Here is a 20,799-nt window from a genome sequence, read left to right as displayed (position 1 = left end):
CACTCTCCTTTTCAGCCATACTATGAGCACAAGTGTTGAAGTGTTACCTCATCCTCTCCAAGCGCTCATACAAATCTGTTCTCTTCCCCCGCTCCCAGGAACTGTAAATTTTCTCCGAAAGCTCGGGAGGAAGGGGAAGGGACGTCAACCCATTCTCTTGATAAAGCCTATGTACCTCTGGCGAGCAGCTTTCGCATAAATAACACTCTCCACCCCATTCAAAACAGCCGCGCATTTTTTGATAAATATCCTCGAAATTATCCACTGTGATATTACCAAAGGAGATATTAAGGAATTCACAAGGCTGCAGATCTCCCTTGGCATTAATATAAAACCTGTCTGTTCCCCCGGCGGTGCAGCCAAATACCGACTTATCTTCTTCAATGATCTGAGCTGAGATGGCAGGATACTCGGCAAACTCTGCCTGCAAATTGTAGCGGTTAACCTTGGCTTTGATATATTCAATGTCCTGGAAAGTGAATTCGATATCCGTTTTTTCCAACCATCCTCCTGCCGGTTTGGGTTTAATAATCTGAACCAGGCAGGCCTTGAAGCCCTTGGCCGCATCCATAATTTGTTCAAACCTGCCATTATAAAAATCCTCTCGCATCAGACAGGTATTGAAAGCAACTGCCAAATCCGCATCATGGCACAGCTTAACCCCGGCAGCCATAGTATCCCAGGCAGACTTTTTACCCATAAATTCGTTAAAGACATCTGCATCAGGACTGTGCAGGGAAAACATGACCGCGGTCACATCCAGCCCCTTTAGTTCCGCAAGCCTCTCTTGCGTCATTCCGGCACCCGTGGAATTTATCCAGATTTCCGAGCGGGAATCAATGGCGGAACAAATCTGCTTCAGCCTCTCATAGGCTAAAAAAGGTTCCCCCCCTTCGATATTAAAGAAAGCAATCCCCCTATCCTGCAGCTTCCTAACCATCCTGATCAGAGTATCGATATGGACATCCTTACCCTTATCCAGTTTCTGATAACAATGCCTGCATTGATAGGGACAAGCAGAGGTGATCGATAACAAGACTGTGGTACAGGGCATTTTATCTTCAAATTGACTGAATTTCCGGCAGGCAGTATCAAACGCCGGAGAAGGAAAACCGGGGATATACAATCCCAACCTGGTCTTGCCGCCTATTTTAACCAATTTATTATGCCTCATCCTGGATACAAAAAGTAAAAGTCGTTTTAATAATAGTATAAACCGTTTTAGAGAAAGCTCCCCTTTCCAGAGCATGGGAAGAAAGTAACTGAAGATACTAAGTTTAAGCTTCAAGTTAAAAACGATTCTTTCCCAGCCTGTAACATTATTTACTGCTATCACACGAGTTTCCTCCATCTTGCCAAATGTATCTGTTACTTCAAATCAGACCTTGCTGTTTATACCATAAAACCGTTTTCTTAACCCCTTCTTCGAGGCTGAAAGAGTTTTTAAACCCCAGGATCTCCCTGGCTTTCTCCACGGAAAACTCAAGGTTGTCGTAGAACATATTGACTCTTCCCCGCGTTAAGAGCGGAGGACTCTGAGAATTAAAGAGCGTGAAGAAAAGTTCCATCAGGAATGCTGCCGGATAGATCAAAGCCTTGGGAAGATTGCCGGGCTTTTTTAAGCCCGCTTCAGCACAAAATAGCCTATAGATCCGATCCATATTTTCAGGCTGTTGATTGCCGACCAGAAGACAGTGTTGCCCTGTCAGCTGTTTTTTATAAGCCAAAAAATAGGCCCTGGCCAGGTCTCCGGCATAGATGACATGAAATTTATTCTGCCTTGCTCCCGGGACAAAAGGAATTCCAGCCTTGGCGGTCTTCAGGTATTCATAAAACCCCGTGTTTAACTCCCTCTCACCATACACCCAAACAGGCTCTAAAATAGTCAGGTTCAGATTATGGACAGCTGCAAAGGCCAGGGCCTTTTTCTTAGCAATGGCTTTGGTATCCCGATAATAATTTAACTTGCAAGGAAAAAGGCCGTCTCCAAAATACCGGTAATGAGAATTATAGGGAGAATCCTCATTCTTAACCTCCAAGCAGTTTTCCTCTCCATACACAGAATTGGACCCGGTTATCAGGATATTTTTTATTCCGGCCTGAACACATGCAGTCAGAACATTGACTGTGCCAACCACATTCGTCTGATAGAAATCTTCATAATCCCCCCAGTCCGCTACTTTAGCGGCATTATGAATAACCCAGTCATAGCCGCTGAACGCTTTCGTCAACTCCTCGGTATTCCTAAGATCACCGATCCTCAGCTCGATGGGTAATCCCTCAAGATTCGCAAGGCTGCTGCCTTCTCTGATCAGGCAGCCCACTGTGATCTGCTGTTTACAAAACTCTCCCGCAATATGACTGCCTATAAATCCTGTCGCACCTGTGATCATGACGCTGGACTTACCCATTTTCTTCAAACCTCTTGAACAGAATTAAGGCATTATGCCCTCCAAAACCGTAGGAAGCAGATAGAGCATATTTGATAGAAGCTTCAAGTGTCCCTAAGGGAAGATTTAAGTTATCCATGGGTTCAGAAATTAAGTTCCCATGGATTCTGGATTCTTGGATGGATAGCGCAGTGACTGCCGCTTCAAGAGCTCCGCTTGCTCCAATGCTGTGACCGAGGACTCCTTTGCTGGAATTTATGTAGGGCTGCTTGCTTTTATCCCCAAAAATCCTTTGTATTACTCCGGACTCGATATCATCATTCATCATTGTCCCTGTACCATGGGCATTCAGATAGTCAACCTTAATTCCCCCGCAAATCCTCTCAAATAGACCGGCGATCTTATCCCCGCCGGGGTCCATCTGGACAATGCTGTAATGATCACTGCCCGCTTCATATCCGACAATCTCCGCATAGATCTCGGCCCCCCTGGTCTGAGCTCTTGCCAGTTCCTCTAAAACAAGAACACATCCCGCCCCTTCATTAAATAGAAATCCGCTTCTTTGGGGAGAGAAGGGCTGCGGTCTGCCGTCCTTGGCCCTGGTAAGAGTTGAGAGCATATCAAACCCTCTCATGATAGCCCCCTTCCTTTCCGCCAGGGCCTCGACCCCTCCTGCCAGCATCACATCACATCTGCCCTCTGAGATGTTCCGGTAAGCCTCACCAAGAGCATAACTCCCTGAAGCACAGGACGCATTAATAGTGTAACTCAACCCTTTAAGCCCGAAGAGGATGGATATCCAGGCAGCAGGAGAATTGGTCATCAGCATGGGAATAACCATCCTATTAAACCTGGGCTTAGGATTAGAACCTTCTTCAGTCTCCGCGATATGGGCCGTATAGGAATCAAAAGCGGTCTGCAAGCTGCTCATCCCGATACCGATAATAGTGCCGCAGTTTTCCATTCCCTCAACTTGCTTATAGTTTTCTCCGCTGCCTATTTGAAATCCCGCATCCTCTAAGGCGAGCTTGGTACATAATACGGAGAGCCTTGACGCCTCCTCCATCATCCCTTCAACCGACTTATGGAATCCTATATCGGTCAGGGAAAACTTTGGTCTGGGAACAAAATAGCGGGATTTAAATTTGTAAGTCTGTTCATAGCTCTTGGGAATCTCGGCCAGACAGGTTTTCAGCCCGTAAACACCTTCTGAAAAATCCTTCTTGCCGATTCCCAGAGCCGCAGCCGGTCCCAAACCTGTAATAACCACTCTTCGTTTCATTGTAAGCCGACCCTCCTTCTCAAAAATTAAGGTTCGAGGACGAAATCCAAGTGCAGTATATGCTTCGAGCTTCAAGGTTTGATAAACTTATCTTTTATATCTTGGTGCTGCCTAGCGGCATAGAGGTCTACTCAGAAAAAGAACCCTAAAGATAACCAGAAGAATCCCCAGACCCGCAAGCAGGGCAGCTTCGTCCACAGAAGCGAACCCATTGCATGGAGAGGCGTTACAAGCCCACAAGACGGTGCGGGGAAACGTAGCCACGGGTTCACATCAGGTACTACCCTGAGGTTTGGCGGAGTCCCGCACCGGCGAGTGGACCAGCCTCGGAATGCTGAGGTGAGCGGATGTGGGGGAAGCTGCCCTACCCAAGCGCACTCCCGTTTTCATCCTCTGCCGGTGCCACGTCAGCGGCATGAGAGTCTACTCTCAGTACCGCTAAGGCAAGACTAGACTTTGGCCAGAAAATCCGCAACATTTCGCAAATAGTCCATGGGATCTGCATAATCCCTGGCCCGTAATGTGTAAGTGCTCAAATCGAACGTTCGATCTTTTTGGCAAAGGGATTTAATCCCTTGTTCTTTTACCTGACCAAGTTTATGAAACCTCAGCTTCTTGTCCCCGGCTTCTCTTGCGAACTCATCTTCAACCTCTTCCCCGAGGGTGAAAAGCAATTCGTATTCCCCGCATTCCCCTAAGAAAAGCATTTCTTTGGGCAGGTTCAGAACCTTCGCCAATAATAACCCGCTTTTTACATAGGGTAAACTGCTGACAGCAAAACCTGTTCCGCTCATTTCTGAAATTATACCTAAGGCATTAAAGACTCCATCGCTGGTATCAATACAGCAATGACTGTAGCGCTTAATGAGCTCGGCCTCTTTGATTCTCAAGGGAAAAAAGGTTTTCCATGGCCCGGTTAACTGTTTGACCAACAAATTTTGCCCATATAGTTTGAGAGCGGCTTCCACATTTCCTCCGCCGATTGGGCCGGTAAGATATATTCCGTCCCTAACCTTTGCTCCGCTCCTCAGCATGGCTTGACCGTTCATATCTCCTATGACTGAACCTGTATATCTCCAGGTTGGAGAGATTCCGAAATCTCCGCCGATGAAAGCTGCCCCTGCTTCTTTAAGCACTCCGGCAATTCCCTGAGCCAGTTTTTCGACAAAGTCCATGGTCCAGGAATCCCGGACAACCATACTGTGCGCATAAAATTTAGGCCTGCCCCCTGAGGCCAGAATGTCACTAATACTGCCTGCCGCCATATTCCAGCCAAGGGCGTAAGGGTCATCTTCCCGCAATAAATCGGTTTCCGAAAACTCATCAATATTATAAACAAGCCCTTTCCCCTGGAACATGAGGATTTCAGAGTCTGACTCAAAAATAGTATTAAGTTGGCTCGAACTTCTAGGCATATGTTTATTAATTAGTTCGATTAGTTCTCTTTCTCTATTCATAGGTTTCCTTATTCCCGCCTGTCTAACTTATTCCCACCTGCCCAGCTTATTACGTCTAAAGGATCGCGGGCTGATTCAATCATACAAGGCAGAAAGCCCCTTGGATCACCGTCAAATTCCAATTCATTATTTTTGCAGTTTCCGTATACTTCGATTTTCTGAACGTACTGCAGGGACATTATCTTGTTATTAACAAACTCTTCCGCCCTATATAATTTTCTTAAAACCCTGAGCCAATTTGTGGGGCTAATGTTTTTTATGACTAAGGTATAAAACCGGTCATCATTTAGTAATAGTTTGTTTTTGATCTTAATCCCCGAGGCTATATAGGTGGTTTTGCCGATAAAGATATTGTAAACCTGCTCATAAACCTGTTTTTTTCCGTCAATACAAACTGAAACGTCAACAGGTTGATAGGCAAACAAATTCTTAATCAGGGAAACAAATGTCCCTGCCAGATCTCCGATAGAATCTCTGATTCCACTGTTGGCCCCCCTGGCTACTGAGGCACCCAGTCCGATATTAGCACAGCAGGCGAAATAACTCGTTTGCAGATGCACATGATCCAGGCTGAGCGGACGACCGTCCAGCCTCTTGTCATACTCGCCCATATGCATAATCTTGCCCACCGGTATCTTTATACTGTTTCCCTCAAGAACTGCCCTAAGAGCTTGAGGGATTTCCAGGGGTAAACCATAGCTTTTGCAAAAATCAGGGCTGGTACCCGTATGAATGACTGCCAGCTTAGCCTTGGAAATCCTGTTGCCCTTGCTATCATAAAAGCCATTCAACACCCTATTAATCGTTCCGTCTCCCCCCACAGCAACGATAACATCATAACCCTTTTTATTACCTTCTGCCGAGAAGGTATAAGCATCTTCCGGGGTTTTGGTCAGCTTATAGTCAAACTCTGCCCTATGAGCCTGCAGAAACGAAAAAATTCGTTCAAAGTTTGCCTGGCTTTTTCCCCCTCGGGACCCGGGGTTTAAAATCAACAAATATCTCATGAGAACCCTATCCTTTTGATGATTTCCACAGCTTCAGAGATGGTATCCGAGCTAAGGCCGGCACCGGCGATCAGCCTTACCCGTCCTTCATTGATGGGAACGGCGGGTTCAATAAAAGGTGTGGAAAGAATCCCCTTGGCATAGAGTTTTTTGGCAAGGATAAAGGTCTCTTCTTTACTGCCGGTTTGAATAGAATTGATGGGAGCCTCGCCGGAAACCACCTTAAATCCCCCCTCCATAAGGGCTTCATAGATCCGGCGTTGATGGGATACAAGACGTTTCTTAATCCCGGGAAATTCAGAATGAATGATATCCAGAACTGCACTTATCCCTGCCAGGGCGGCTGGGGTAAGCGCTGTAGAGTAAACAAGATGAGAGCAATAGTACCTGAGATAGTTTATCAGGCTTTTTGCGCCGCTGATCATCCCGCCCGAATTAGAGATTGCCTTTCCTAAAGAAGCGGTGTAAATTCCCTTATATCCTTCAATCTTCTGCTCTTCAAGAATTCCTTGTCCCGATTTGCCTAACACTCCAAGGCCATGGGAATCATCGATTATGGGTATAGCCTGGTACTTCTCACACAATTGAACGATCTCTTTACAGGGGGCAATACTGCCCTCTGTCGAAAAGACAGATTCTGTCACTACAAAAACTTGCCTGTAATCCCGGGATCGCTGCAGGATATCGTCCAAATGTTCCAGATTATTATGTAGAAAAGGTCTGATTTTACTTCCTGACGCTTTAATTCCTTGAATTAAGGATGAATGGGCTAACCGATCCACGACTATCAAATCCTGGCTGCCGGCAATGCAATTGAAAAGTCCATTATTAGCTTGGTAGCAAGAAGGCAGAATAATCGTCTCTTCCAACCCAACAAAGCTCGATAGCTCCCTTTCTAACTTTTGGTATAAATCGATATACCCGGTAGCGATGGGAGTCCCGCAAAGAGAGGTCCCATATTCATAAATAGCATCCACTGCAGCTTGTTTGACGCGAATATCGTCTGCCAAGCCCAAATAGTTATTGGAGGCTAGGTCAATCATTTCACATCCGTTGACATAAATCTTTTCAGACAGACCAGAGTTTAAGGTCAGGTAATAAGGGTTGAAGTCCGTATCTTTGGCAAGACTCTCATCCACTCTCAGTCTCTCATAAAAATCTCTTAGAGCCATAATTCCTCCTAATCTCCAAAACCTTGTGCCTCAAGTTTCTCGACTGTATCCCTGACAGTAACCACCTCAGTAAAATCCTCTTCAGCAATAGCTATTGAAAATTCATCCTCCAAAGCAGAAAGAATCATCAGCTTGTCTAAAGAGTCCACCTGGAGATCCTCGACCAAACGACTCTTCAGGGTTATTTCGGGACGTTTATCCAGTACGCTTTGTATGGTCTTAATAATCCTATCCTCCAGTTTCATTTCAAATCCTCCCTTTCCTTCCTGAGCTGCTCTCTAATTTGAACGTTAACCGAAAACTTATCTACTGTAACACCTGGTTGACTGATTAGAATCACACATAACAGCACAGATATTGCAATTGCTGCATTGGGAGGTATAATTCCTGTCTTGCCGGAGTTTATGCACAAAGTCCGGTTCACAAATCAGCGGTCTGCTCAAACTGACGAAGTCCGCCAAGCCGTCTTCCAGGCAGCTGCGCATTTCTGCTCCCTTTCTGAACCCGCCGACGCTGATAATTGGGATGTCCGTTAAGGCTTTGGCAATTTTAGCATAACCAAGATTGTACGTCGGCGTAAAAGGTTTTAGCTTTACCCTCATCCCGCAGTACAGAAGGGTGTTATACAGAAGTCTGGGGATAGCATGCTTGTCTTTACTGATTTTAAAGACAGGATTATGCATTAAAATGACTGTAAGCGGGATATCGCCGCGAAAGATATTCAGAGCATTATCCATGGTCCCATAACTAATCTCTATCCCATCAACTTTCTGAGCATCGAGAAATCTGATGAGGTTCGAAAACTGCTCATTTGAAAACCTTGTAAAATAATCATCGCCGCCGCTTACCTTAACTAAGAGAGCAAAATCCTGACCACACTCTCTTCTGATTTCTTCAAGAACCAACTCCAGAAATTTTGTTCCTATCTTGCTTTTGTCACTAATCCCAAATTCATCCTTGCGATGATTAACGGAGGGCAAAATAAACTGGTGGATCAGGTAGCCATGGGCCGCATGGACCTGTACACCGTCGAATCCGGCAGCCTTAGCATATCCGGCCGCTTTTCCGAATTGCTTAGCCAGTGAATACACTTGTTCAGTATTTAACTTCCGGGGAGATCCGCCAAAATACAGGGATGGTTTATGAGACACCCCCCAAACCTCTTGTCGGGTTTCCTTTTTCCTCGTCTGCCTGCCCGTGTGAGCTAACTGCATGAAGATTTTGCAGTCATGCTGGTGTACCCCCTCTGTAACGGACAAAAAATAGTTTACTATTTCCTCACAGTGCATGCCGGCCTGACCTGGCTGCATTGCTTTTCCTTCAGAGGAGATATAGGCAAAGCCTGTAATGATCCCCCCTACCCCTCCGGAAGCTAGTTGTTTATAGAGCAGGTGGTATTCGGGGGACGGGTGGCCCTGGGAGTCACACATTCCTTCAAAGGTCGCTGAACGAATGATCCTGTTTTTTAAACTGCATGGACCTATTTCAGCCGGTTCGAACAACTTCATGATAACCTCCGCTAAATCAGCAAAATTCCTTTAGACTAAGCCTGGGGCATTCTAGGATTTTGGATCTTTGTGCAAGTCAAATAAAAAACCGACAAACATATAAGATACTAAAAACAAAAGCATAGCCAGCTCCGTATTAAATAACGCAATCAGAGTTGCCTGGCCGCAGATACATGCCCGAAAATTTGCGACCAGAGAATAATAAGTTCTCTCCCCGCGGGGATTTCTAAAGTAGAGATAACCTGTCCGCAGTTCCAGAAAAAGTGTCAATCCTGCCAGAATGAGAAAACTATTATCGACCCTGGCTTCGATAAAATTATTAAGATAGATCAGCAAAAAGAATGCTGCAGGCAGCAAGGAGGTGACAGCTGCCAGATATCTGGATTTTTCTACTCCTAAGCGAACGATGATTGTCCGTTTACCGGCAGCTTTATCCCCCTCATAGTCTTTGAAATAGGTGTAAAAGGTCATTAAACCATTCATAACAGCCACCAGAATCAGCACTGAGACACGGCTATAAGTAAAATAGGGAGACTCTGTGGGACCGGCTGCCAGAAACCCAAAGGCGGTACAGGTGGAAATCATCAGCCCGAAGATGATATTACCGAAAATACCATGTCCCTTAGCGTATTCATAGAGAACATTTAAAAGGATTCCCAAAATTGCAGGTACCAGAGCAATGGGCTCCAGATAGAAATAAGTAACCATTAGAGTGATAATCAGGAGTATCCCCGTTAAGATTAAGGCTTTTTGGGGATTTAGCTCACCCGTAACCATAGGGCGGTGCGGGGCATTAACCCGGTCCTCCGGCAAGCCCAGATAGTCATTGATAATCTGGTTGATACCCCAACTGAGAAAAAGCAGGATCAGTATCACTGCCTTTTTTTCAGTGCCGGGAACCAGTTCCGTCGTCTGAAAAGGAGACTCGGCGATATATTCATAAAACGACATCCCAATCCAACCCGCGATCCCCGTTACAAAAGCGTAATAGAGCCTCATAGATTTTATATAGGCCTTTATAAAATACAACACATCCTATGCCCCGCCCTCTCCTGAAAGCTCCCGAAACCTTTTCCAAATATATTTATCATCAAAGGAAGAGCAAATCCTTCGGTCCTGACTATCAAGGATTCGAAAGTGCCTGGAAATAATATTTTGCTGGATTCGATAGTACTCCGTACATTCAATATTATTCCACCACACTTTTCCACCCATGGTTTTTTCATTACGTTCATAATCAGTAAAGGCTAACGAAAGAATGATATCTTGAGGATTCCCGCCAAATGTCATCTCCAGGACTTCGCTGTCTCTGAAAATTGTGCACAAGGTTACAGCACCTGCCCAGCTAAGAACAGATCGGCCTTTTTCAATCTGAACTAACGTTTTCTTGGATATTCCCAGTACTTCGGCCATCTTATCTTGAGTATAATCCCTTTCAATCCGGATTAGTTTCAGTTTATCTGAGACTTTTAGGATGAACTCTGTTCTTGTCATCGGCTCTCACACCTCTTTAGTGTAATATTACACTATTTGTGTCCGTTTTGGTATAGCATAATCCTTATAATAAAAAAATAGTTGTTAAGGAAAAAGATGCCCGTAGCATCCTCTTTAACAACTATTTTTCTTAGAACATTACCAAATAGTTTGTCCCAACCGATTGGACCTAAAGTTATTTAAAGATGATAATCGCCGGCAGCTTCCGGCTGGTATAGAATCTTTTCAACCTTCAGATTAATGATACCGTCAGGCACCTTCCATTCAATGATGTCTCCCTCCCGGTACCCTAAGATAGCTGTTCCCACCGGAGCAAGGACAGAAATTTTATCCTCTGCCAAATTTGCCTCCGCAGGGTAAACTAACGTATAAACCATTTCCTCGTTCGCATCCATATCCCGCAGAAGAATTTTGGAGTTCATTGTAATAACATCCTTAGGGATCTCTTCAGAGGTTAAAATTTGCGCATTGGTCAGTTCTTCCTCCAGATTTTTCAAATACTGCTTACTAATAACGCTATTAAACTCTCTTTCTTTTCCTATCAGCTTTAATAAGCGGTCTCTGTCTACAGATGTGATATGAATCTTTCTCGACATTTCTCTTCTTAACCTTCCTTCCATTTTCTATTAGCCCCTTCATTAGCAAAAAAAGTAAACTACTTCATAACCCTGGCTATCAATGATTTTCCCGCCTATTTAATTTTAGAATGGAGTAATGGATATCCTCTGATTTTTTGCAAAGTTTTCAAACATTAGTCTAAAGCTCAACATAGTCACTATCAGTGATATGTTGAGCTTTCTAAACAAGATTATATTAAAAATCCAGATTATTAACCTATCTCCTACTCCGTTTACTTTTAATGTAAGGGACAATTGTGGGCAGCAAAGAAACAAAGATTATGGCAAATATTACATAGGTAAAATTATGTTTGACCGCGGGAATATTACCAAAGAAAAATCCGGCAAACATAAACAACAAGACCCAGGAAACACCGCCGATAACATTATATATACTATATCTCATAAAGCTCATCTTGCCAAGACCAGCCACAAAAGGAGCAAACGTACGGATGATTGGAATAAATCTAGAGAATATTATAGCCTTACCTCCATGTTTTTGATAAAAGGCATGGGTCTTATCCAGATACTCTTTCTTAATAATGCGGGAATTTTTCATTGCCAGTAATTTATGCCCAATCATTTTGCCGATAAAGTAGTTTAATGTGTTGCCTCCAATCGCGGCCAAAAAGAGAAGCATGAGAGCCATGTTGAAATCTAAGCTACCCTTAGCTCCTAAAGCCCCAATGACAAATAACAGGGAGTCTCCCGGAAGAAAAGGGGTAACAACAAAGCCCGTTTCACTAAAGATAATCATGAAAAGAATCAAATAGGTCCAAGTTCCATAGTTCTTAATAATTTCAACTAAGTATAGATCAATATGGAGAATAAAATCGATGAGTCCGGTGATTAATTCCATAATAACTCCTTTAAATAAAATTTTTCATTTCACTCAGATGCATATCTGCAAAAGATTCTTATTCGACAACCTTCCTTGAAAGTCCTTTATTGAGATCATAATTTATCTAATCTCAAACCTCTCTTTTTTTCTAATAGTTGTATCTTTTATTCTCTGATACAGGAAAAGACCCCTTAATATATGATACAAGGAGCCTTCCATACTAACATTTTAAGTTCTGCCCATTTGACAAAGGTCGTTGCACTCTTCGTCAATATTCGCGTCTCAGTTGGCTTCTAAATTAATGAACTCTAAAACACCCTCATCCAGATCATATTTAATACCTGTGATATCCACTTTTTTCGTTGCTGCACCCTCTTCGATAATTGGGCTCTTTAAGATTTCTTTGATGGTGTTTTGGATATTTAGTTCAGTGCTTTTATCGATTAAATCTTTATTCGTTGTTATGCCGAAGCTCAGCGCCTTGGCTCCGTCAACTGCAGGCTTAATCTTTTCAATGATTGAGCTAATACTCCCGTGTGTTTCTCCGCCCTGGACAGCGGCCGTAACCGCTCCACATGCCTCATGACCAAGCACCACAACTAAGGGGGTTTTCAAGTGATCCACTGCATACTCTATGCTTCCTAATTCAACCGGACTAACTACATTTCCAGCGACACGGACTACAAATAAATCTCCAAGGGCTTGATCAAACAAAAGTTCGGGAGGAACTCTCGAATCCGAGCAACTCACAATGACTGCAAAGGGATGTTGACCATTTTCCATCAACTCCCTTCGTCTTGCGGAACTCAAATCCTTACTCAACAGTTTACCCGTGGCAAAACGTTGGTTTCCTTCAATTAAGAGTTGTTTTGCTTCCTCAGGAGAGGAGATTATTTCTATTCGTTGATAGACTGGAGAAGCAGCTAACGCCTCCTGTACAGCAGGATTCTCCGCCTCAGTATTTTGGTCACCGGCAATACGTGAAATATCACTTCCACAGCCATTGAGTAAGATAGCTAATGTAAGGAATAGGCAGCTAAGATAAGTAAATCGTCTTCTCACAAAATTTCTCCCTTCTATATTCTGTCGAGATAGAATTATATCTACATTTTACCAATATGTGGGGCATCTTAGACCTATCCAAACTAAAAAATGTAAAAACTAAAGACCTGACTCCAATGGAATTTAGGAATCAGGTCTTAGTTGTAAACTAATTTATGAAAGCATTAGTTAAAATTTACAGAAATGCATATACTATTTTTCATATTTATAAGGCTTCATTATGTGGAAGAAGTCAATCATTGGAAGCTTGACCGTAATTATTGTTTTATACATTCTGTTTCAAATAGGGTATACAGCCACCTCCGGGCCTGATTTTTGCGCCAAGTGCCATGAGGTTGAAAAATACGTTACATCCTGGCAAACTTCTGCACATAAGGATATTAACTGTCTGGAGTGCCATCAGCCAAGAGGGGAGCTAGGTAAAATTCATGCTAAAGCCAGAGGGTTAAACTACGTATTCCAACATTATAGCGGTGACTATACCATTCCTACCCAAGCCATTGTTTATGATCAGAATTGTCTCATATGCCATTTAAAGGACAGAAAGCACTATCCGGAAACTGTACGGCTAAAGAACACATCTAAGGTAAACCACTTCGCGACTATAAAGCAATCCCAATCATGTTTAGACTGTCATAGAGCTACCGGACATGACGTTGATATTTACTTAACTCCTGATTTAAAGGGCGCTAAATCTTAACCTGGCGTCTAAAACCCGGAAGATATCCCAATTCGGCCTAATGATTGAAAAATCACTGCTCCACCCAAAAATATGATCAAACAAGAAGAAACCAGTGCTAAACGGTTTACTACCTGCCATCGTTCTAATTTCTTTATTGTGTGGCCGGCCCGAACAACAACTACAGCAATTGCCACCATCGTGATAGCCCCTCCAATAGAAAATGCTCCCACCAGCCCTAATCCTAAAGGAATCTGATCCGCCGATACTGCCGCCAGCAGGATCGCCAGGGCACTTGGACAGGGAACTATTCCAGTAAAAAAGCCTGTCAGAAACAAATTGAAACGGTTAGTCGGATGAGACATTGGCTTAGTATGGTTATGACTGCAATGACCGCCGCAACTATGGCCATGAGCACTATGGCGAGGTTTTTGTTTTTCTTCATAATAATCAAAAATTCTCTGTGTAATTATACTTAGGCCGATATAAATAACCACAATTCCTGAAACAAGCTGAAGCCAATGGATCAGATTTTCCGGAACAAGTACTTTAATAGCGGTCGAAGTTGAAATCGCCAGTAAGGTAATCGAAAGCGTATGAGCTAATGCCGAGATTAGGCCAATCATAATTGCATCTTTAATTTTGGCACCTGAAGAGATTAAATAAGCTGTGATAACTCCTTTACCATGCCCCGGTTCTAAAGAATGAAGTGCTCCTAAGCCGATAACTGCTGGAAACGTATACATTAATTCCAAAATCATTCCTCCCCACTAAAGCTTATTAAATATATGCGGGCCTGTCTCATAACTTTCCACCCTGAAAATATAAATAGCCCCTTCTTTGGGGGCTTTATATTTTTCGGGTCTTTGATTTTCAGAGTAATCGTCCATGCCGCTGCACCAGCAGAGGATGAAAACGAGAGTACTCCCGGGTCGGGCAGCTTCGTCCACATCCGCTCACCGCAGCACTCCGAGGCTGGCCCACTCGCCAGTGCGGGACTCCGCCAAACCTCCGGGTAATACCTGAGGTGAACCCGTGGCTCCGTATCCCCGCACCGTCTTGTGGGCTTGTAACGCCTCTCCATGCAATGGGTTCGCTTCTGTGGACGAAGCTGCCCTGCTTGCGGGTCTGGGGATTCAATAGTTTGTAATATGGTTGTCCCAAATTGGCCTGCGCAGGACAATTTGGACAACCAGAGGATTCTGACGAGTCTTCTTTCAGTGTAGACCCCCATGCCGCTAAAGCGGCACCAGCGGGGGATGAAAAATGCAGAAAGGATTGCTTAGGGAAGCGGAACGTGTTATATCTATGTAAAGGTTCTTTAAAGGTGGGAGAAACGTGGGGACAGGATTTATCGTTGCCTTATTTATACTCGGAATCGCTCTCTTGTTTTTAGAGATTTTTGTTCCCGGAGGAATACTTGGCTTATTTGGCGTCGCTGCCCTCATCACTGGGATCGTTTTAAGTGTTGATTCCTTTGCCCAAAGGGTTTTTTTCATAAGTTTATTACTATTGACTCTAACCGGGTTATTCGCCTTAAGTTTTCGCTTGCCCCAAACCCGTTTTATTTGGGAACGATTCTCTTTAAAAACCTGCCAAACTCCAAAAGAGGGTTATCTAACCCCTGGTCGCAACTACGAGATTTATTTGAATAAACAAGGGATCGCGCTCTGTCAGTTGCGCCCGGCTGGAACGGCTGATTTTAGCGGTGAACGACTTGATGTTGTAACAGAAGGGGCATTCGTAATGAGTGGCGCAAAGATCAAAGTAATCGCTGTGGAAGGTTCGCGTGTTGTAGTTCGTCAAATTTAAAAAAAGGGGGTGCAGAACCACTTTAAAATGTAGTTGGAATACCCTTTTCGCTTTTTTGTGACCCTAAGAGGGTTCTTATGTCCGCAGCTATTTTTTATGTAATAAGGGGCTGATGCTTTACGACTCTATTCGTAAAGCATCAGCCCCTTTATTGCTTCAATAATTTGAAGTCTCACTGAGCCATATCAGGCCATGTGAATTCATCATCCACTAATTTCTTTTCTTGAAGGAACTCCATTAGCAACTTAGCTGTCCCCCCAGTTAATTTCAGACATCGGCGTAAATGGTCTTGAGAATCAAACTCATGAGGGTTTAACACCCGGCAGCAAGTTGCTTCGTATTGATTAAGAAAACGATCATGAAAGTCATGAGCCAGATTATAGGCAGGTTCTCTGGATTCTGCGGGATCAAAGCGGCCCTTAAAAAGTCCTAACGCCATGACCGACCCGGTTAATGCTCCACACATACAACCGGCATGCCCTAATCCGCCTCCAAAGCCAGTCGCCATTTTTAAGGCATCTGAGTTCAAAGGGTTATTCAACATTTCATTAAAGGTCTGCACAATTGCTTCAGAACAATTCAGACCCATCTTAAATTTATTACCCGCACGATTACGGGCCTCCAGAGCTAGTTCTTCATTCATAAGATTTCCCCCTCCTTAATAGTTCATTAAGTAGTAGTTCTACGTAAATAATCATATTCCTACTATTCAGAATAATAATTATTATTCGCAAACTCCTGATTTAGACTGGGGGAAATTCTGCTCATAGTCGATTAATCCATCAAATTCTAAGACTGATTACATTTTATCAGTCTATAGGTGATTAGTAATACCTATTGGAAAAAAGGCGGCAATTCATCTCCCGCCCTATGCACTCACTATCGTGAGCAAGGTAGCTTAGCGGCTGGAGGCTTCTTGCCGACGTTGTTAAAATCCACTATGCGTAATCATCCGTTTGCTATTTTTATCCTTACTACCCCTTTATTCAAGCTTTATGGATGAAACTATATCAAGTTTTGAGGATTTTAGGGCCGGAATTATTGATGCTATAAGCATTAGGAGAACACCTGCGACAACATAGAGTAAATAAGAGCTTATGGGGAAGTGTATATCCTTTGAATTGCTCGTTCCCGCCAAAATAACGATCATTAAGGTTCCTGCCATAACGCCTAATAACCCGCCTATCGCTCCTCCAGTGAGGGCTTCAATGAAAATCATCTTAACTGTCTGAACCTTGCTCATACCTATCGACTTGAAAACGGCGAGGGCACGCTTACGAACCAGGAAGCTTATTAAGAGATTGTTTAACACTCCAAAAACTCCGATAATGATCGCCAGAATTGAAAAACCTGACATGAGCAGTGTTACTTGTTGATTAGAATTCATATACTCTTCTTGCAGCTTACTCTTGGTCTGTAAGTAGGGTTTTAGCCTTATAAATTCTGCTTCGATTTTCTTAAGTACATTTTCAGGATTTTGGGATGTCTTTATATAAATGGTTGAATAATACTTAGATTGGGTATCTGCTTTAAAGAAGCGTTGTGATATAAGGCCAATATTTTTGTTCTTAGCAAAATCCTCAAAAAATCCAATCACCTTATATTCCTTTTCACCACTTTTTAATTTTAGCTTTAGCAAATCCCCTTCTTTTAGATTCAGCTTTTCCTTTAAAGTATTAGTTATTAAAATATTTCGTCCTTCATCAAGCCGTTCAAACATATCTTGACTATCTTTATTCATCTCGATATTCCAGAAATTTAAGATCTTGCTTTTATCAATCCCTTTAATCCGAGATATCCTGTCATTTCTATCTGCCAATTCCACTCCATAAGTCTCATAATCTCCATACACTTCTTGCACGCCCTCAATACTAAGCAACCGCTTCTCGATATTCCGATCGCCCTTCTGGGTATACATTTCTATATCATATAAGGAATTTCTGAACTGATCTGTTATGCTTATGACATTATCATAGCTGGCTGTATTGATCAGAAGCAAGCAGGCTATCCCTATGGCCAGCATCGAGATATTATTAATAATGTTTTGATTCTCTCTCAAATTCTTAGCAGCCAGAATACCTATGTTCCCAAAGATAAAAACATACAACGTTTCAAAGATCTTTACGAAAATTGAAGTGATATTGGGCACAAGCATTACGATGGCTGTAAGAGTAAGAAGCATCCCCGCGCTTCCTAAGATAGGCCTTAAATCATTCGAAGTTATAAAAGAGGAAGCAAAAGCGATGACCAGGAAAACGATGCCTAGGATCATCCATAACTTTCTGCGTTTAGTATTCTTTGGCCCGGAGTTTAAAACGATGTCCTTGATCGGAATTTTAGATACCTTTAATATGGGGATGATTGAACTGACAAAACAAAGAATGACTGCCATCAAGAAAGCCAAAACAAAATTTGCTCCTGAAAATTGAATTACGGCTTTGAATTCCATTCCATCAGAACCATTTACCATTTTGCTTAAGGCCTGAGACATTAGATATAAGATTCCTACTCCTACTCCACACCCTAAAATGCCTCCGACAATTCCATATAAAATACTCTCTCCTAATAGTAAATAGTTTGTCATTCTTTTAGTGGCCCCAATACTTCTAAAGGTCCCTATGATCGGAAGTTTTTCTGTCGTAATCACCTTAAAGGAGGAGTAAATAATGAAGATGCTCATAAAAAAAACGATGGATGACAACATCAGAAATATTGCGGAGATCATTAAGGTTTCCTGCTTAATTTCCTCAAGAGGAAAAAGCTCAAACACCCTATAGTCCTTATACTCATCTGACAACAACTGAATCATTTCCTGTTTCTCTTCCGGCTGAATCAGCTTTATGTAGACAGCCCCCACCTTACCGCGTGCATTATTCATATTACTTAAAAAATCCCTGGGTACTACTGCCGCGATTGATTTGGAAGCCCCTTTAAATAATCCTGTTGAAGATCCTATTCCACAGATCGTAAACTTTTGTCTGGAGATTTCCTGGCCTTCTCCTAATTCTAGTTCCAGGCTGTCGCCTACTTTCAACTGATACTTTTCTGCAGCGGATTTACCAATGACGATTTTTCTGCCCTCAAAAGGATACAAATTATGCTGCTGCTCAATCGTAAACGGATTCATTGTTTGAACGTCTTCAATAGCCGCACCGGTCAGGTTAATGCTGACTTCTTCATTCCCGCTGGGTTTATATACCGCATTTTTCTGAATCTCACCTATGATATATTCCGTACGGTCTTTATAAAGTTCCGCTTTATTCATATAAAAGTACGGAGAAGATGATTTTTCCGTGGGTGTGATTACAATATCCGCATCCCCAATGGAATCTCTGATTCCTTTGATAATCATTTCCTCCAGACTCCCGGAAATAGCGATCGAAGCAAAAAATACGCCCGAAGATAAAACAATAGCTAAAATGATCAGAAATGTTCGTAACTTCTTTTCAAGAATACTTTTGACTATAAACTTGGTAATGATGCCCAATCTTATCACTCCTAAAGTAACTCCCAAGTCCAAGATCAGAAACTGCTTATTCTGCTTTATCCTGCTTTTCAGTTTCAAAATCGATCTTAACATCGACATTAAATTCCGGAAGTAAAAAGCTATCAAGATTTTCAATGGATATTCGAACCGGAATAATTGTCTCATTGTTCTTCAGGACTGCTTTTTCAGCAATGAATAAGACCTTCCCTTTGTACGTCCGTGATTTATCCGCTTGAGGATTTATGATAACCTCCGCTCCCGGCTTAACATCTTTAATAAATTCTTCCGCCACGTTTGCTTCTATTTCCACACTGTCCTTATTAAGGACACTTAAAAGTTTTTTCCCTTCAGATGATATGATATCCCCCTGGACACAGCTAAGGTCAGTGACTACTCCATTGGGAACATCAACGATAATGTCATCGCCTTGTATGTAACTTTTGTTCATCTTTTCCTGCATAGCTTTGAGCTCAAACTCCTTGGCGGCAACCTGGGGGCTTTTCTGATCAATAGAGGATTGCAGCTGGTCCAGCTCTTGCTGAATTTTTTTCCGGGTGTTTTCTTCGGAAAAGACCGCATCCGCAACGGCCTTTTCCTTTTCATTGACTGTTTTCTTGAACTCATTAAGTTCACTTAAGGATAACGCACCCGCTTTATACAATGTTTCTCTGTCCTTTAAATCCTCCAGAGCTTGATTAAATAAAGCTTCCGCATGTTTCTTATCATTGATATATCTCATAATCTCGGGGTCACTGTTATTGTTGAGACTAGTCTGTTTCGTCTTGTAATCCCTATCTAAACCGGATAATTCACTTTGCAAAGTCTTTAATTCAAATTCCTTGTTTCGGATTTGTGTCCGATAGATTTGAGAGTCTAAGCTGACTAACACATCTCCCTTCGATGCTTTCTGCCCTTCAACCACGTTTATTTTGGAGATGACTGCCGGGAAATCGAGGATTATGGTTTTCACCTCTGTAGACTTAACTGTCCCGAAGGCCTCTATGACCTGCTTAGTTTCTACCTTAGCCACGCTTTCCTCTTCACTTTTTACAGGTTCTTTACCACACCCTGCTATCGTTAAAATCAATAGCCCCATAAGCCCTATTCTCAACATCTTTTTCATAGCTGACATACCTTCCCGTCTTTTAAGTTAATGATTCGTTGTCCATAATCTGCCGCTTCCTTCGAGTGGGTAACCTGTACAATCGTTCTTCCTCTTTGTGTATTGATGGTCTTTAGCAATTCCATGACCTCTGTTCCCGTTTTGGAATCGAGATTTCCGATAGGCTCATCTGCTAAAATAATTTCCGGCTCATTTATAAGTGCCCTGGCAATGGCTACCCTCTGCTGCTGACCGCCTGATAATTCCTTGGGAGTATGGTTCCGTCTATCGGAAAGACCTACAATCGTTAAAATTTCATTAAGCTTGTCCTTATAGCTATTAATTTTCTTTCCGTCTAATAAAATCGGCAGCAAAATATTTTCTTCTACACTCAAATTGGGGATGAGATTATAAAATTGAAAGACAAACCCTATTTCTTTTCTGCGCATGGCACTTTCGTCTTTATCCTTCATCTTTGAAATCTCTTTGCCATTGACTTTAATGCAGCCGGAGGTTGGCTTGTCAAGCCCGCCTATCAAATATAAAAGTGTACTTTTCCCAGAACCTGAGGGTCCCATAATTGAAACAAACTCTTCCTTGTGAATATGTACATTAACATCCTTTAAAACTTCCACATCGACAGTTCCCAGCTTATATGCCTTCCATAAATCCACTGTTTCGATAACTGGCTCCACTTTAACACCTCAACTATTCTAAAATTGGCCATAACAAACAGACTCTTATCGTTGCCAAAAGCAATTATTAAGAGCTGCAACCAAATTAATTCTACTATATTAGACGTAAACTATTGATCTCACACTTCATAACCTGGTCAAATTTTGTAGTTTTTGTATTAACGATTTACCGATATACTTCGACAAAATTCTCT

Annotated in this window: 21 protein-coding genes; 2 read left to right on the top strand and 19 right to left on the bottom strand. The window is 42.6% G+C overall.

The window, feature by feature from the left end; all coding sequences use genetic code 11:
• Positions 1 to 43: 43 nt before the first annotated feature.
• The 13 genes from DESYODRAFT_RS10575 to DESYODRAFT_RS10515 all read right to left on the bottom strand — a co-directional run bounded on the left by DESYODRAFT_RS10575 (position 44) and on the right by DESYODRAFT_RS10515 (position 12,830).
• Positions 44 to 1,336, bottom strand: coding sequence for a radical SAM/SPASM domain-containing protein (locus DESYODRAFT_RS10575; protein WP_007782817.1), 1,293 nt, complete (start codon positions 1,334 to 1,336; stop codon positions 44 to 46).
• Between the two features lie 37 nt (positions 1,337 to 1,373).
• The gene (locus DESYODRAFT_RS10570; RefSeq protein WP_007782814.1) at positions 1,374 to 2,411 is read right to left on the bottom strand and encodes an NAD-dependent epimerase/dehydratase family protein; all 1,038 of its coding nucleotides are present in this window, start codon (positions 2,409 to 2,411) and stop codon (positions 1,374 to 1,376) included.
• Positions 2,404 to 3,672 (bottom strand): beta-ketoacyl-[acyl-carrier-protein] synthase family protein, encoded by a 1,269-nt coding sequence (locus DESYODRAFT_RS10565; protein WP_007782811.1) that lies wholly within the window; start codon positions 3,670 to 3,672, stop codon positions 2,404 to 2,406. Before DESYODRAFT_RS10565 ends, DESYODRAFT_RS10570 begins: the two co-directional genes overlap by 8 nt.
• Positions 3,673 to 4,121: 449 nt before the next feature.
• Entirely contained in the window at positions 4,122 to 5,129 is a 1,008-nt protein-coding gene (locus DESYODRAFT_RS10560) for a thiamine-phosphate kinase (protein WP_007782809.1), read from the bottom strand.
• Between the two features lie 8 nt (positions 5,130 to 5,137).
• On the bottom strand, positions 5,138 to 6,136 hold the full coding sequence (locus DESYODRAFT_RS10555) for a diacylglycerol/lipid kinase family protein (RefSeq protein WP_007782806.1): 999 nt from the start codon (positions 6,134 to 6,136) through the stop codon (positions 5,138 to 5,140).
• Positions 6,133 to 7,308, bottom strand: a complete 1,176-nt coding sequence (locus DESYODRAFT_RS10550; protein ID WP_007782803.1) for an aminotransferase class I/II-fold pyridoxal phosphate-dependent enzyme — start codon at positions 7,306 to 7,308, stop codon at positions 6,133 to 6,135. The genes DESYODRAFT_RS10555 and DESYODRAFT_RS10550 overlap by 4 nt, the downstream gene beginning before the upstream one ends.
• Positions 7,309 to 7,316: 8 nt before the next feature.
• A complete protein-coding gene (locus tag DESYODRAFT_RS10545) occupies positions 7,317 to 7,553 on the bottom strand; it encodes a phosphopantetheine-binding protein (protein ID WP_007782800.1) in 237 nt (78 codons plus the stop codon).
• Positions 7,554 to 7,610: 57 nt separating this feature from the next.
• Positions 7,611 to 8,816 carry an NADH:flavin oxidoreductase gene (locus tag DESYODRAFT_RS10540; protein WP_007782797.1) on the bottom strand — a complete coding sequence of 402 codons (1,206 nt, stop codon included), beginning with the start codon at positions 8,814 to 8,816 and terminating at the stop codon, positions 7,611 to 7,613.
• A 51-nt stretch (positions 8,817 to 8,867) separates the two neighbouring features.
• Positions 8,868 to 9,848, bottom strand: coding sequence for a UbiA family prenyltransferase (locus DESYODRAFT_RS10535; RefSeq protein WP_007782795.1), 981 nt, complete (start codon positions 9,846 to 9,848; stop codon positions 8,868 to 8,870).
• Between the two features lie 3 nt (positions 9,849 to 9,851).
• Positions 9,852 to 10,310 (bottom strand): helix-turn-helix transcriptional regulator, encoded by a 459-nt coding sequence (locus tag DESYODRAFT_RS10530; protein ID WP_007782793.1) that lies wholly within the window; start codon positions 10,308 to 10,310, stop codon positions 9,852 to 9,854.
• Between the two features lie 179 nt (positions 10,311 to 10,489).
• Positions 10,490 to 10,906: a nucleoside diphosphate kinase regulator gene (rnk, locus tag DESYODRAFT_RS10525; protein ID WP_042339588.1), complete on the bottom strand. Its 417-nt coding sequence runs from the start codon at positions 10,904 to 10,906 to the stop codon at positions 10,490 to 10,492.
• Positions 10,907 to 11,144: 238 nt separating this feature from the next.
• A complete protein-coding gene (locus DESYODRAFT_RS10520; protein WP_007782790.1) occupies positions 11,145 to 11,786 on the bottom strand; it encodes a DedA family protein in 642 nt (213 codons plus the stop codon).
• A 264-nt stretch (positions 11,787 to 12,050) separates the two neighbouring features.
• A complete protein-coding gene (locus tag DESYODRAFT_RS10515; protein WP_007782788.1) occupies positions 12,051 to 12,830 on the bottom strand; it encodes a carbonic anhydrase in 780 nt (259 codons plus the stop codon).
• A gap of 220 nt (positions 12,831 to 13,050) precedes the next feature.
• On the opposite strand from DESYODRAFT_RS10515, the gene DESYODRAFT_RS10510 reads away from it, so the two are divergent.
• Entirely contained in the window at positions 13,051 to 13,530 is a 480-nt protein-coding gene (locus DESYODRAFT_RS10510; protein ID WP_007782787.1) for a NapC/NirT family cytochrome c, read from the top strand.
• A gap of 8 nt (positions 13,531 to 13,538) precedes the next feature.
• Here DESYODRAFT_RS10510 and DESYODRAFT_RS10505 read toward each other — a convergent pair whose 3' ends face one another.
• Entirely contained in the window at positions 13,539 to 14,270 is a 732-nt protein-coding gene (locus DESYODRAFT_RS10505) for a nickel/cobalt transporter (RefSeq protein WP_242833613.1), read from the bottom strand.
• Between the two features lie 195 nt (positions 14,271 to 14,465).
• A complete protein-coding gene (locus DESYODRAFT_RS29535; RefSeq protein ID WP_282433054.1) occupies positions 14,466 to 14,597 on the bottom strand; it encodes a hypothetical protein in 132 nt (43 codons plus the stop codon).
• Between the two features lie 250 nt (positions 14,598 to 14,847).
• Between DESYODRAFT_RS29535 and DESYODRAFT_RS10495 the strand changes: the two genes are divergently transcribed.
• Positions 14,848 to 15,321: an NfeD family protein gene (locus tag DESYODRAFT_RS10495; protein ID WP_007782781.1), complete on the top strand. Its 474-nt coding sequence runs from the start codon at positions 14,848 to 14,850 to the stop codon at positions 15,319 to 15,321.
• Between the two features lie 172 nt (positions 15,322 to 15,493).
• Here DESYODRAFT_RS10495 and DESYODRAFT_RS10490 read toward each other — a convergent pair whose 3' ends face one another.
• The 4 genes from DESYODRAFT_RS10490 to DESYODRAFT_RS10475 all read right to left on the bottom strand — a co-directional run bounded on the left by DESYODRAFT_RS10490 (position 15,494) and on the right by DESYODRAFT_RS10475 (position 20,605).
• Complete coding sequence (locus DESYODRAFT_RS10490; protein ID WP_007782778.1) at positions 15,494 to 15,964, bottom strand: C-GCAxxG-C-C family (seleno)protein; 471 nt, start codon at positions 15,962 to 15,964, stop codon at positions 15,494 to 15,496.
• Positions 15,965 to 16,303: 339 nt separating this feature from the next.
• Positions 16,304 to 18,817 (bottom strand): FtsX-like permease family protein, encoded by a 2,514-nt coding sequence (locus tag DESYODRAFT_RS10485; RefSeq protein ID WP_242833611.1) that lies wholly within the window; start codon positions 18,815 to 18,817, stop codon positions 16,304 to 16,306.
• Positions 18,818 to 18,854: 37 nt separating this feature from the next.
• On the bottom strand, positions 18,855 to 19,931 hold the full coding sequence (locus tag DESYODRAFT_RS10480; RefSeq protein ID WP_007782773.1) for an HlyD family secretion protein: 1,077 nt from the start codon (positions 19,929 to 19,931) through the stop codon (positions 18,855 to 18,857).
• A complete protein-coding gene (locus DESYODRAFT_RS10475; RefSeq protein ID WP_007782770.1) occupies positions 19,928 to 20,605 on the bottom strand; it encodes an ABC transporter ATP-binding protein in 678 nt (225 codons plus the stop codon). Before DESYODRAFT_RS10475 ends, DESYODRAFT_RS10480 begins: the two co-directional genes overlap by 4 nt.
• Between the last annotated feature and the right edge of the window lie 194 nt (positions 20,606 to 20,799).

The sequence above is a fragment of the Desulfosporosinus youngiae DSM 17734 genome (assembly GCF_000244895.1).
In the GTDB taxonomy this organism is placed as follows: domain Bacteria; phylum Bacillota; class Desulfitobacteriia; order Desulfitobacteriales; family Desulfitobacteriaceae; genus Desulfosporosinus; species Desulfosporosinus youngiae.
Note: the sequence above shows the minus strand (reverse complement) of the source record. Positions and strands in the feature narration are given on the sequence as shown.